This window comes from Tomitella gaofuii (genome assembly GCF_014126825.1).
Lineage (GTDB): Bacteria > Actinomycetota > Actinomycetes > Mycobacteriales > Mycobacteriaceae > Tomitella > Tomitella gaofuii.
Genome location: NZ_CP059900.1, coordinates 2,698,509 through 2,710,893, shown reverse-complemented (window position 1 = coordinate 2,710,893; position 12,385 = coordinate 2,698,509). Strand labels below are relative to the sequence as shown.

Here is a 12,385-nt window from a genome sequence, read left to right as displayed (position 1 = left end):
CGCGCTCAACCCCCGTCCGTCCCGGCCCGCGCCGGCCGGGCGGGGTGCTCAGTTTCCGTCGGCGGGCGGCGCGGACGCGGCGGGGGCCGGGTCGATGGGCTGCGCCGGCAGTGCCTGCGCGATGAGCGACGACATCTCCTGGATGGGGGCGGGGCCGGAGCCGTTCGGGAGCGTCAGCGCCACGTACACGGGGCGGTCGACGGCGAACCACGTCGACGACGCGAGTCCCATCTCCGCGCCGGAGACCTCGAACCATTGCACCGCGTCCACCTGCTGGATGCCGACGCCCTGGCGGAACTCGGCGGGCCGGTCCAGCCCGCAGCGCAGCACGATCGGCTCGGCGGCGGCGGGGTCCGCGGAATCGTCGGATCCGGAGTCCGGCCGCCACGCGGCCGCGCCCTCCGGGGCCGGCTCGGCGAGCTCGGCGCGGGTGTAGTCGCCGAGCGTGTCCGGCAGCGCCGCCAGAAGCGTTGCGCACGCGTCGGATCCGGACTCCGGGGCGGGCACGGCGCCGCTGACGGCGACGGGCCCGGTGTCGTCGGAAGCGTCGTCGGAGCCCGCCACCAGCACCCCGGCGACGACGATGCCGACGATCAGCGCGATGGGCAACGCGATGGCGGTGGCGATCACCGCCGGGTGGAAGCGGTGCTCCCCGAGCGCCGGTTGCCCGGCCGGGGTCCCGGCGGGGTCCGGGGAGTCGTCGGGGGAAGGGCTGCCGTCGGGTTTCGTCATGGGTGCGTGGGTTTCCTCGTGGGTGCGGGGGATCCTCGGGGCCCCGGGCCGGCGGTGCGGCGCGGGGCGGGCGATCGGTGGCCGCGCGGGCACCGCATGGTCCCCGGCTAGTATCGCGACCGGCGACCACGGTACCCGTGTAGGCGGGGTCACCCCGGCGTGCACCATGCCCGCCGGCGCCGCCCGTCATGGAAGGGGATGCGCACAGCAGTGGACGAAGCGACGGTGGCCGAGGTGGGGGAGTTCGGCGTCATCAGGCGGCTGGTCGGCGAGCGCCCGCCCGCAGGGGATCGGACCGTGCTCGTCGACACCGGCGACGACGCCGCGGTGCTCGCCGCCACGGACTCGCGGGTGGTGGCGTGCACGGACATGCTCGTGGAGGGCAGGCACTTCCGGCTGGACTGGTCGGCGCCCGCGGACGTGGGCGGCAAGGCGATCGCCCAGAACGCCGCGGACATCGCGGCGATGGGCGGCGTCTGCACCGGCTTCCTGGTGGCGCTCGGCTGCCCGCCGTCGACGCCCGTCCGGGTGCTCGAGGAGCTCTCGGCGGGGGCCCGCGCGGAGGCGGCGCGCGCAGGTGCGGCGATCGTCGGCGGCGATCTGGTGCAGGCCCGGCAGCTCGTGCTGAGCGTGACCGCACTCGGCACCCTGGGCGGACGGCGTGCGGTGCGGCGCGGCGGCGCACGCCCGGGCGACGTGCTCGCGGTGTGCGGGGGCACCGGCGCCTCCGCGGCCGGCTTGGCGCTGCTGCAGGCCGGGTGGGGTGCGCCGGGGTGCGCCGTGGCGCTCGACGATGCGGTGGCGGCGCGGCTGACCGATGCGCACCGGCGCCCGCGGCCCCCGTACGCGGCGGGACCGCAGGCGGCGGCCGCGGGCGCCACGGCGATGATCGACGTCTCCGACGGCCTGGCCGCGGACCTGGGGCACATCGCGGAGGACTCCGACGTGGTGCTCCGCGTCGATCCCGCCGGTCTGCGGGGGGATGCCGGCGGCGGGGCACGGTTCGATGACCTGCAGTCCGCCGCGGACGCGCTCGGGGCGGACCCGCGGGACTGGGTGCTCGGCGGCGGCGAGGACCATGCGCTCGCGGCGACGTTCCCTGCGGCCGGGCCGCTGCCGGAGGGGTGGCGGACGGTGGGCACGGTGCACGCCCCCGGTGACGCGCCCGAGGGCGGCGGCCGGACGCCCGTCGGGCCGGCGGTGCTTTTCGGGGACTCCGCCTACGGCGGCGCACCGGGGTGGGTCGCCTTCGGCCGGTGAGGCGATACATTGCTGCAATGGCGATCTACGCACTGGACGACAGAGTCCCCGACATCCACCAGTCCGCATACGTGCATCCGGACGCGGTGGTCATCGGCGCGGTCACCCTGGCCGCCGGCGCCTCCGTGTGGCCGCACGCGGTGCTGCGCGGCGACTACGGCCGCATCGAGGTGGGCGAGGCGACGAACATCCAGGACGGGACGGTGGTGCACTGCACGCCCGTCGACCCGACGCTCATCGGGGCGCGCTGCGTGCTGGGGCACAACGCCCACGTCGAGGGGGCCGTGATCGAGGACGACACGCTCATCGCGTCCGGCTCGGTGGTGCTCAACGGGGCGCACGTGGGCGCGGGATCCGTCGTGGGGGCCGGCGCGGTGGTGCCGTTCGGCGCCGTGGTGCCGGGCCGTTCGATGGCGCTGGGGGTGCCCGCGCGCGTCCGCGAGGGATTCACGGTGCCGGAGGGGCACCTGCAGGTGAACGTCGACATGTATGCGGCGAACGCGGAGCACTACCGGACCGCGCTGCGGAGGATCGGGTGACGGGCGTGCGCAGTGCGGCACCGCAACCGCTCGACGGTCTCGTCCACCCCACCTGGGTGCCGGCGTTGCAGCCGGTGGCCCCGCGGATCACAGCGATAGGCGAGTTCCTGCGCGCGGAACTGGCCGATGGGCGCGGCTACCTGCCCGCGGGCGACGCGGTGCTGCGCGCGTTCGCGGAGCCGATGGACCGGGTCCGCGTCCTCATCGTGGGGCAGGACCCGTACCCCACGCCGGGGCACGCGGTGGGACTGAGCTTCTCCGTGGACCCGTCGGTGCGGCCGATCCCGCGCAGCCTGACGAACATCTATCGCGAATACTCCGAGGACCTCGGCCTGCCGGTGCCGGACAGCGGCGATCTGTCGCCGTGGAGCCGCAACGGAGTGCTGCTGCTCAACAGGGTGCTCACCGTGCGGCCGGGCGAGGCGGGGTCGCACCGCCGCAAGGGTTGGGAGGAGGTGACCGAACAGGCCATCCGGGCGCTGGTCGCACGTGGCGGGCCACTCGTGGCGATCCTCTGGGGGCGCGACGCGCAGAGCCTCACGCCGTGGCTGGGCGACGTTCCCGTGGTGGAGTCGGCCCACCCGTCGCCGTTGTCCGCGTCGCGGGGGTTCTTCGGCTCCCGGCCGTTCAGCCGGGCCGACGAGCTGCTGATCGCGCAGGGGGCCGCCCCCGTTGACTGGGCGCTGCAGTAGCGCGCCCGTGCACGGAAAAACCCCCGTCACCGTGCGGTGGCGGGGGTCCGGGGCACAGGGAGTCGGTGCCTACGTGCGGGTCAGGCGCGCGCGACCTTGCCGGCCTTGATGCACGAGGTGCACACGTTCATGCGCTTACGGGTGCCGTTGCCCAGGCGTGCGTGCACGGTCTGGATGTTGGGGTTCCAACGGCGCTTGGTCCGCCGGTGCGAGTGCGAGACGGACATTCCGAAGCCGGGTCCCTTGGCACAGACGTCGCAGACGGCAGCCATAGTCGTCGAACTCCTCGAATAGTCTGGATGGTTGTTGTCAGGTCTTTCCTGCAAGCAGGTAAGTCGATCTCTTCCTACCGGCGGAGCAGTCGAGCCTTCCCGGCAAAGAGGATAGCGGCCCCGTGCGATACGGCTGCACGCGGGTGGCGCGCAGCCGTGCTCGGGTCGAGGCAACCGTGCAAGAATAGCGCCCCGCGGCCGTCCGCGCCAAACCGCGCCCGCCGCGGCTAGCCTTGCGGTGCGGGTGGCGGCGGCCCGCGGCCAGGACCAGCGAAGGGGGAATCCGGCTGTGCGTGATCCCGTATTCGATGCGGCGACGGTCCGGCGCTGGGCGGACGCGAGCGTGGACGCGCTCACCTGCAGGCGCGGCGAGATCGACGCCCTCAACGTGTTCCCGGTGCCGGATTCGGACACGGGGACCAACATCATGCACACCTTCGCCGCCGCGGCCGGCCGGGTCGCCGGGGGCTCCGGGGCCTCCGGGGGGGACGTCGGGGCGCCGACGGCCGCGGCCGCCCTGCAGGATCTCGCCGCGGGAGCGGTGGACGGGGCACGCGGGAACTCCGGCGTGATCCTGTCGCAGGTGCTCGTGGGTCTCGCGCAGGAGGCGGCCGACGACGGCCGGACCGGCGCCCTCGACGGCCGGGGGCTCAGCGCCGGGCTGGCGCACGGGGCGCTGCTCGCCCGCAACGCGGTGAGCATGCCGATGGAGGGCACTGTGCTCACCGTGATCGACGCGGCCGCGCAGGGGTGCGCGGGGGAGGGGACGCTCACGGCTGCGGCGCACGCCGCGGCCGAGGCGGCGTACGAGGCTCTCGGCAGGACGACACGCCAACTCGACGTCCTCGAGGCGGCCGGCGTGGTGGATGCGGGCGGCCTGGGCCTGCTGGTGGTTCTCGACTGCCTGGCCGAGACGCTGTCGGGGCGTCGGGTGCAGCGGCCGACGTTCGTCCGGTCGGTCGACGCGGCACTGGGGCGCTCCGGCGCCGCGATCACCAGGCTGGACCTGTCCGACGCGGCGGCGGCCCCCGCTGCGCAGGGCTGCGCGGCGGGGGCCGACGAGTACGAGGTGATGTACCTGCTCGACGACGCCGACGACGCCGCCGTGTCCACGCTGCGCCGCAGTCTGGAGGCGGCGGGGAACTCGGTGGTGATCGTCGGCGACGGCACCGGCGGCCGGTCCGTGCACGTGCACCTGCAGGACGCGGGCCGGGCCGTGGACTGCGGGCTCGAGGCCGGCCGGATCCGGAAGGTCCGCATCACCCATCTGGGCGTGCAGCAGCGACGGCACACGGGTCTGCGCCCCGGGCGCGCGGTGCTGGCGGTGGTCGACGGCGCGGGCGCGGTGCCGCTGTTCGAGGCGGCGGGCGCGCGGGTGCTGCCCGTCGACGGCTCCGCCTCGGGCTCCGCTCTGCTCGCCGCCGTCGGCGACACCGACGCCGGCGAGGTCCTCGTGCTGCCGAACGGGCTCGTGCGCTCCGAGGACCTCGTGGTGGTCAGCGCCGCCGCCCGGCGCCAGGGGCAGCAGGTGCTGCCGTTGCCGTGCTCGTCCGCGGTGCAGGGGCTGGCCTCGATCGCGGTGCACGATCCGCACCGCCCGTCGAGCGACGACACCTACGCGATGGCGGAGGCGGCCGCCGCGACGCGCTGCGCGCACCTGCGCATCGCCGACACCCGCGCGCTGACGTGGTCCGGCACATGCGAACCGGGCGATGCGCTGGGCGTGATCGGCGGCGAGGTGATGGTGGTCGAGCCCCGCGCGTCGACGGCGGTGGCGACCCTGCTGGACTTGATGCTCGGCACGGGCGGGGAACTCGTGACGCTTCTTGTCGGTGCCGCGGCGGATGATGAGCTGGTGTCGGCTGCTCGCGCGCACGTGGAGCAGCGGCATCCGGCGGTGGAGCTGTCGGTGTTCCCGGGTCTGCAGTCGGGCGACGTGCTGCAGATCGGGGTCGAGTGACGGCCCCGCGGATCCTGATGCGGGAGAACGGAGGGGGCGGCGGTGGCGACGCTCACGGACAGGCTGGACCTGCTGCTCGGTGACGCGACGGCGGCGGTGCTGGCGGACCAGTTCGAGCTGCGCACCGCCGGGGATCTTCTGCGGCACTATCCGCGCAGGTACCTGCGGGCCGGCTCCCTGATGGCGCCGGAGGACCTCGCCTCCGGCGCACACGTCACCATCGCGGCGCGGGTGGTGGAGGCGGATATCAGACCCATCCGCCGCGATCCGCGCCGCAAGCTGCTCCGGGCGGTGCTCGACGACGGCCGGAACCGCCTCGGCGTGACGTTCTTCAGCCCGCACAAGGTGCGCCATCACATCGCGGTGGGGCGGCGCGGCCTGTTCTCCGGGCAGTTGGGCACCTTCAACGGCCGGCTGACGCTGACGCACCCCGACTATCTGCTGCTGCCGGATTCCGCGCAGGCGCGCGCCGGCGGCGGGGCGCTGCTGGCCCCGGGGCAGCGGGTGCAGGGCGGCGGTTCGCTCGCCCGGATGGCGGAGGCCCTGCAGGATTCGGGCGACGGCCTGTCCGCCGCGGACCTCGACCGCGCCCTGCTTCCCATCTATCCCGCGTCCGCCAAAGCGCAGACGTGGACGATCATGCGGTGCGTGCGCCAGGTGCTCGATCAGCTCGAGCCGGTGTCGGACCCGGTGCCGCCGGACATCGTCGCCCGGTACGGGCACATGTCGCTCGATGCCGCGCTGCGCGGCATCCACCGGCCGTCGTCGGAGGACGAGGCGGAGGCCGCGCGCGGCCGGCTGCGCTTCGACGAGGCCGCATCGATGCAGCTCATGCTGGCCCGGCGCCGTGCCGACGAGCAGCGCGGCACGGCGCCGGCGAGCGCCCGGCGGCCCGGGGCGGCGGTGGACGCGTTCACCGCGCGACTCCCGTTCGAGCTGACCGATGGGCAGCAGCAGGTGCTCGCCGAGGTGCGCCGCGACCTCGAGGGCGCCGTCCCCATGCGCCGTCTGCTGCAGGGCGAGGTGGGATCGGGCAAGACCGTGATCGCGGTGCTGGCGATGCTGCAGGCGGTCGATGCCGGCCACCAGTGCGCCATGCTGGCGCCCACCGAGGTGCTGGCGGTGCAGCACTCCCGGTCCATCCGGCAGCTGCTCGGTCCGCTCGCCCGCGCGGGCGAGCTCGACGGGGCGGAGGACGGCACGCGTGTCACTCTGCTCACCGGGTCGATGACCACGGCCGAGAGGCGGCGCGCGCTGCTGGATATCGCCTCGGGCGAGGCCGGCATCGTGGTCGGCACCCACGCGCTGCTCGAGGACGCGGTGACGTTCTTCGACCTGGGCCTTGTGGTGGTCGACGAGCAGCACCGGTTCGGCGTGCACCAGCGCGACCGCCTCCACGGCAAGGCGCGTGCCGGGTTCGCTCCGCACCTGCTCGTGATGACGGCGACGCCGATCCCGCGGACGGTCGCGCTCACCGAGTTCGGCGACCTGGACACCTCCACGCTGCGTGAGTTGCCGCGCGGGCGCTCCCCGATCCGCACCTCGGTGGTGTCGATGCCCGACAACCCGCGGTGGGTCAAGCGCGCGTGGGAGCGGATCGTCGAGGAGGTCGCGGACGGCCGGCAGGCGTACATCGTGTGTGCGCGGATCGGCGACCCGCCCTCCGAACCGTCAGCCGTAGCCGCACCGCCCCCGGAGCCCGCGGCCCCGGGCGGCTCGGGCGCCGGCGCGGAGAAGTCTCCGCAGCCCGATGCCAACGCAGTGGTGGACGTGTACGACAAGCTGGTGCAGGGTGCCCTGGCCCGGGTGAGCGTGGGACTTCTGCACGGCCGGATGCCGTCCGCGGAGAAGGACGCCGTGATGCGCCGATTCTCCGAAGGGGACATCGACGTCCTGGTCAGCACCACCGTCGTCGAGGTCGGCGTGGACGTGCCGAACGCCACCGTCATGGTGATCCTCGACGCCGAACGCTTCGGGGTCAGCCAGCTGCACCAGCTGCGTGGACGTGTCGGCAGGGGGCAGGCCCCGGGCCTGTGCATCCTCATCAGCGGGCGCCCGGCCGGAGCGCCGTCGAGCGCGCGCCTGGAAGCCGTCGCGGCCACCACCGACGGCTTCGAGCTGGCCCGGCTGGACCTGCAACTGCGCCACGAAGGCGACGTGGTCGGCACCGCGCAGTCCGGCCGCACCAGCGGGCTGCGGCTGCTGTCGGTGCTCGAGGACGAGGATGTGATCGTCGACGCCCGCGAGTTCGCCGCGGACATGGTGCAGCGTGATCCGGGACTCACCCGGCATCCCGGACTGGCGGAGATGGTTTCGACGGTGGAGGGGACCGAGCGCGGCGAGTTCCTCTTCCGCGCCTGAGCTGCTGTGGTTCCTGCGCGCGGGGTGGGAGCCTGGTGCACGGAAGGTAGGTTTGCAGGCATGCTCACAAAGGTTCTGGTGGCCAATCGCGGTGAGATCGCGATCCGCGCGTTCCGCGCGGCGTACGAGATCGGTGTGCAGACGGTCGCGGTGTATCCGTTCGAGGATCGCAACTCGCTGCACCGGCTCAAGGCCGACGAGGCCTACCAGATCGGGGTGCCGGGCCATCCCGTGCGCGCGTATCTGGACGTCGACGAGATTCTGCGGGTGGCCCGCGAGTGCGGGGCGGACGCGGTGTATCCGGGCTACGGGTTCTTGTCGGAGAATCCCGGCCTCGCGGATGCGTGTGCGGCGGCGGGGATCGTCTTCATCGGCCCGGACGCGGACATCCTGCGGCTGGCGGGCAACAAGACGCGGGCGATCGACGCGGCCCGCGCCGCGGGATTGCCGGTGCTCGCGTCGACCGCGCCGACCACCGATATCGATGCGCTCGCCGCACAGGCCGGTTCGCTGGAGTTTCCGGTGTTCGTCAAGGCCGTCGCCGGTGGCGGCGGGCGGGGCATGCGACGGGTCGATGATCCGGCGGGGTTGCCGGCGGCGGCCGCGGCGGCGTCGCGTGAGGCGGCCACGGCGTTCGGGGACGGGGCGGTGTATCTCGAGCAGGCGGTGATCGATCCGCGGCATATCGAGGTGCAGGTCCTCGGTGATTCCACCGGCGCGGTGGTGCATCTGTACGAGCGGGACTGCTCGGTGCAGCGCCGCCATCAGAAGGTCATCGAGCAAGCGCCCGCCCCGGATCTCGATGCGGCGGTGCGGAAGCGGATGTGCGCGGACGCGGTCGCGTTCGCCGGGCACATCGGCTACCGGTGTGCCGGGACGGTGGAGTTCCTCCTCGACGCGGCGGGCCGGTATGTGTTCATCGAGATGAATCCGCGGATCCAGGTCGAGCACACCGTCACCGAGGAGATCACCGACGTGGACCTGGTGGGCGCGCAGATGCGGATCGCCGCCGGGGCGTCGCTGGCCGATCTGGGCCTGACCCAGGACGCGGTGCGGATCCGCGGCGCCGCGGTGCAGTGCCGGATCACCACCGAGGACCCGGCCAACGATTTCCGCCCGGACACCGGCCGGATCACCGCGTACCGCACCCCGGGAGGGGCGGGCATCCGCCTGGACGGTGGCACCTCGGTCGGGGCGGAGGTGGGCGCGCATTTCGATTCGATGCTGGTCAAACTCACCTGCCGGGGCGCCGACCGGGCGAGCGCTCTGTCGCGGGCGCGGCGGGCGCTGGCGGAATTCCGCATCCGCGGGGTTGCCACGAACATCCCGTTTCTGCAGGCGATGCTCGCCGACGCCGATTTCGCCGCCGGCGCGGTGCACACCGGATTCATCGTCGCCCATCCGGGGCTGCTCACCGCCCGCCGGTCGGCGGACCGGGGCACCAAGATCCTCGAGTACCTCGCCGATGTCACCGTCAACAAGCCCCATGGTGAGCGGCCCGCCGGCGTGCGTCCGGCAGACAAGCTGCCCGCGGCCGAGCAGATGGTCTGCGACGTGCCGGTGGACCCGCCCGGCGGGTCGCGGCAGCGCCTGGCCGCGTTGGGGCCGGAGGGCTTCGCCGCGGCGCTGCGCGACCAGTCGGCACTCGGGGTGACGGACACGACGTTCCGGGATGCGCACCAGTCGCTGCTGGCCACCCGGGTGCGCACCGATGACCTGGTCACGGCGGCCCGCCATGTGGCGCGGACGACCCCGGAGTTGTTGTCGATCGAGGCGTGGGGCGGGGCCACCTATGATGTGGCGCTGCGGTTCTTGCGCGAGGACCCCTGGGACAGGCTCGCCCGGCTGCGGCAGGCGGCGCCGAACATCTGCCTGCAGATGCTGCTGCGCGGCCGCAATACCGTCGGCTACACCCCGTACCCCACGGACGTCTCGGACGCGTTCGTCGCCGAGGCCGCGGCCACCGGCATCGACATCTTCCGCATCTTCGACGCCCTCAACAACGTCGATCAGATGCGCCCGGCGATCGACGCGGTGCGCGCCACCGGCACCGCGGTCGCCGAGGCCGCGCTCGCCTATACGGGGGACCTGGCCGACCCGGCCGAGGACCTGTACACCCTGGACTATTACCTGCGCATCGCCGAGCGGCTCGTCGCCGCCGGGGCGCACATCCTCGCGGTGAAGGACATGGCCGGGCTGCTGCGCCCCGCGGCGGCCACGCGCCTCGTGGGAGCGCTCGTACAGGAGTTCGAGGTGCCGGTGCATGTGCATTCTCATGACACCGCGGGCGGCCAGCTGGCCACCTATCTGGCCGCGGCGGCGGCCGGCGCTTCCGCCGTGGACGGGGCGGCGGCGCCGCTGGCCGGGACGACGAGTCAGCCGTCGTTGTCGGCGATCGTCGCCGCGACCGCGCACACCGACCGGGACACCGGTATCGATCTGGCGGCGGTGTGCGCGCTGGAGCCGTACTGGGAGGCGCTGCGCGGGGTGTATAAGCCGTTCGAGGCCGGGCTGCCCGCCCCGACGGGCCGGGTGTACACCCACGAGATTCCGGGCGGGCAACTGTCGAATCTGCGTACCCAGGCGGTGGCGCTGGGGCTCGGCGACCGGTTCGAGGACATCGAGACCGCCTACGCCGAGGTCGATCGGATGCTGGGCCGGCTGATCAAGGTCACCCCGTCGTCCAAGGTCGTCGGCGACCTCGCACTGGCGCTGGTCGGCGCCGGTGCCACGGCCGCCGACTTCGCCGCCGACCCGCGCTCGTTCGACATCCCGGACTCGGTGACCGGGTTCTTCCGCGGCGACCTCGGCGAGCCCGCCGGCGGCTGGCCCGCACCCCTGCGCACGGCCGTGCTCGGCGGTCGGCGCGCGGCGCCCGAGCAGGCGGCCGCGATCACCGACGACCAGCGGAAAGCCCTGGAAGGGCAGCCGGCCGAGCGCAGAGCGATGCTCGACGAGCTGCTGTTCCCGGGGCCCGCCCGGGGACTGGCCGAGCATCGCGCCGCCTACGGGGACACCTCTGTGCTGCCGTCGGCGGAGTTCTTCTACGGGCTCATCCCGGGCGTCGAGCACCGGATCGAGCTCGAGCCGGGCAAGACGCTGATCGTGGGGCTCGAGTCGATCTCCGAGCCCGACGAGCGCGGCATGCGTTCGGTGATGTGCACGCTCAACGGGCAGCTGCGCCCCGTCGAGGTGCGCGACCGCGGGGTCGAGGACACCCGCCCGCGCGCCGAGAAGGCCGACCCGCGCAACCACGGCCACGTACCGGCGCCGTTCGCCGGGGTGGTCACCCTGGCCGTCCAGGCCGGGGCCCGTCTGTCGGCGGGCGATGTCGTCGGGAGCATCGAGGCGATGAAGATGGAGGCCGCGATCACCACACCGGTGGCCGGCACCGTCGCACGTACCGCGATCACGCAGGTCGCCCAGGTGGAGGGCGGCGACCTGCTCGTCGAGATCGAATCCTGATGCGGATCATCACCGGCAGCGCACGGGGCCGCAGGCTCGCGGTGCCGGGGGCCGGCACCCGCCCCACCTCCGATCGCGTCCGTGAGGCGCTGTTCAGCGCTCTCGACGCACGGGTGGACTTCACCGGCTTGCAGGTGCTCGACCTTTACGCGGGCTCGGGCGCGTTGGCCCTCGAGGCGCTCTCACGCGGGGCGTCGGGCGCGCTGTTGGTGGAGTCCGACGCACGGGCGGCGCGCGTGATCACGGCCAACATCACCGCCACCGGGCTCCGGGGCGTGCATGTGCGCCGGTCCACCGTCGCGGCGGCGCTGGCGAAGCCGGCGCCGCGGCGCTTCGACCTGGTGTTCGCCGACCCGCCCTACTCGGTGCCGGACGCGCAGGTCGCCGCGGCCCTCGAGGCGCTCGCGGCCGGATGGCTGGCGGCCGAGGCGCTCGTGGTCGTGGAACGCGCGTCCCGCGGTGCGGCGACGCCGTGGCCCGAGGGGTACGGCGATGTCGCCGTCAAACGCTACGGAGAGACCCGGATCGAGATCGCCACCTGTTACGGTCTGGGCTCATGAGCATCGCGGTGTGCCCCGGGTCCTTCGACCCGGTGACAAACGGTCATCTGGACGTCTTCCGGCGCGTCGCCGCGCAGTTCGGCGAGGTGATCATCACAGTGATGATCAACAAGTCCAAGCAGGGCATGTTCAGCGTCGACGAGCGCATCGAACTTCTCGAGGACGCCGTGCGAGACCTGCCCAACGTGCGGGTGGACTCCTGGCACGGGTTGCTCGTCGAATACGCGCAGAACAACGCCGTCACCGCTATCGTCAAGGGGCTGCGCGGCGCGAACGATTTCGACTACGAGCTGCAGATGGCCCAGATGAACCGGGCGCTGACCGGAGTGGACACGTTCTTCGTGCCCGCCGACCCGCAGTATGGTTACCTGTCGAGTTCGCTGGTCAAGGAGGTCGCGACCTTCGGCGGCGACGTGGAGGGGATGCTGCCGGACCACGTGCACGCGACGCTGCTCCGGCGGCTGGCGGAGCGCGCGGCGCGCTGACGGTGCCGCCGGCCGCGGTCTGTGAGGCATCTCGCACCATGAGGGCCAGACGTGCCGCG

Annotated in this window: 10 protein-coding genes; 8 read left to right on the top strand and 2 right to left on the bottom strand. The window is 73.5% G+C overall.

Annotated features, from left to right (window positions below; all coding sequences use genetic code 11):
• Nucleotides 1-48 precede the first annotated feature (48 nt).
• Complete coding sequence (locus tag H4F70_RS12590) at nucleotides 49-732, bottom strand: DUF3515 domain-containing protein (protein WP_182357438.1); 684 nt, start codon at nucleotides 730-732, stop codon at nucleotides 49-51.
• Between the two features lie 198 nt (nucleotides 733-930).
• Between H4F70_RS12590 and H4F70_RS12585 the strand changes: the two genes are divergently transcribed.
• Genes H4F70_RS12585 through H4F70_RS12575 form a run of 3 tightly spaced genes read left to right on the top strand, consistent with a single transcriptional unit; the run spans nucleotide 931 to nucleotide 3,223 of the window.
• Nucleotides 931-1,992 (top strand): thiamine-phosphate kinase, encoded by a 1,062-nt coding sequence (locus tag H4F70_RS12585; protein ID WP_182357437.1) that lies wholly within the window; start codon nucleotides 931-933, stop codon nucleotides 1,990-1,992.
• A 17-nt stretch (nucleotides 1,993-2,009) separates the two neighbouring features.
• On the top strand, nucleotides 2,010-2,531 hold the full coding sequence (locus tag H4F70_RS12580; protein WP_182348513.1) for a gamma carbonic anhydrase family protein: 522 nt from the start codon (nucleotides 2,010-2,012) through the stop codon (nucleotides 2,529-2,531).
• Nucleotides 2,532-2,536: 5 nt separating this feature from the next.
• Entirely contained in the window at nucleotides 2,537-3,223 is a 687-nt protein-coding gene (locus H4F70_RS12575) for a uracil-DNA glycosylase (protein ID WP_182357436.1), read from the top strand.
• Nucleotides 3,224-3,303: 80 nt separating this feature from the next.
• On the opposite strand, the gene rpmB is transcribed toward H4F70_RS12575, so the two are convergent.
• Nucleotides 3,304-3,495 (bottom strand): 50S ribosomal protein L28, encoded by a 192-nt coding sequence (gene rpmB, locus H4F70_RS12570; RefSeq protein ID WP_182348511.1) that lies wholly within the window; start codon nucleotides 3,493-3,495, stop codon nucleotides 3,304-3,306.
• A gap of 289 nt (nucleotides 3,496-3,784) precedes the next feature.
• Here rpmB and H4F70_RS12565 point away from each other — a divergent pair, with 289 nt between their 5' ends.
• The 5 genes from H4F70_RS12565 to coaD are packed head-to-tail and all read left to right on the top strand — an operon-like array spanning nucleotide 3,785 to nucleotide 12,326.
• Nucleotides 3,785-5,455: a DAK2 domain-containing protein gene (locus tag H4F70_RS12565; RefSeq protein WP_182357435.1), complete on the top strand. Its 1,671-nt coding sequence runs from the start codon at nucleotides 3,785-3,787 to the stop codon at nucleotides 5,453-5,455.
• A gap of 42 nt (nucleotides 5,456-5,497) precedes the next feature.
• A complete protein-coding gene (gene recG / locus H4F70_RS12560; RefSeq protein ID WP_182357434.1) occupies nucleotides 5,498-7,816 on the top strand; it encodes an ATP-dependent DNA helicase RecG in 2,319 nt (772 codons plus the stop codon).
• A 60-nt stretch (nucleotides 7,817-7,876) separates the two neighbouring features.
• On the top strand, nucleotides 7,877-11,281 hold the full coding sequence (locus H4F70_RS12555; protein WP_182357433.1) for a pyruvate carboxylase: 3,405 nt from the start codon (nucleotides 7,877-7,879) through the stop codon (nucleotides 11,279-11,281).
• A complete protein-coding gene (gene rsmD, locus H4F70_RS12550; RefSeq protein ID WP_182360385.1) occupies nucleotides 11,278-11,841 on the top strand; it encodes a 16S rRNA (guanine(966)-N(2))-methyltransferase RsmD in 564 nt (187 codons plus the stop codon). The genes H4F70_RS12555 and rsmD overlap by 4 nt, the downstream gene beginning before the upstream one ends.
• A complete protein-coding gene (gene coaD, locus H4F70_RS12545) occupies nucleotides 11,838-12,326 on the top strand; it encodes a pantetheine-phosphate adenylyltransferase (RefSeq protein WP_182357432.1) in 489 nt (162 codons plus the stop codon). Before rsmD ends, coaD begins: the two co-directional genes overlap by 4 nt.
• The last annotated feature ends 59 nt before the right edge of the window (nucleotides 12,327-12,385 follow it).

Excerpts from the sequence above, each read along its gene's own strand:
- H4F70_RS12590 (WP_182357438.1), bottom strand. The coding sequence starts at position 732 with ATGACGAAACCCGACGGCAGCCCTTCCCCCGACGACTCCCCGGACCCC.
- H4F70_RS12585 (WP_182357437.1), top strand. The coding sequence starts at position 931 with ATGCGCACAGCAGTGGACGAAGCGACGGTGGCCGAGGTGGGGGAGTTC.
- H4F70_RS12580 (WP_182348513.1), top strand. The coding sequence starts at position 2,010 with ATGGCGATCTACGCACTGGACGACAGAGTCCCCGACATCCACCAGTCC.
- rpmB (WP_182348511.1), bottom strand. The coding sequence starts at position 3,495 with ATGGCTGCCGTCTGCGACGTCTGTGCCAAGGGACCCGGCTTCGGAATG.
- H4F70_RS12555 (WP_182357433.1), top strand. The coding sequence starts at position 7,877 with ATGCTCACAAAGGTTCTGGTGGCCAATCGCGGTGAGATCGCGATCCGC.
- coaD (WP_182357432.1), top strand. The coding sequence starts at position 11,838 with ATGAGCATCGCGGTGTGCCCCGGGTCCTTCGACCCGGTGACAAACGGT.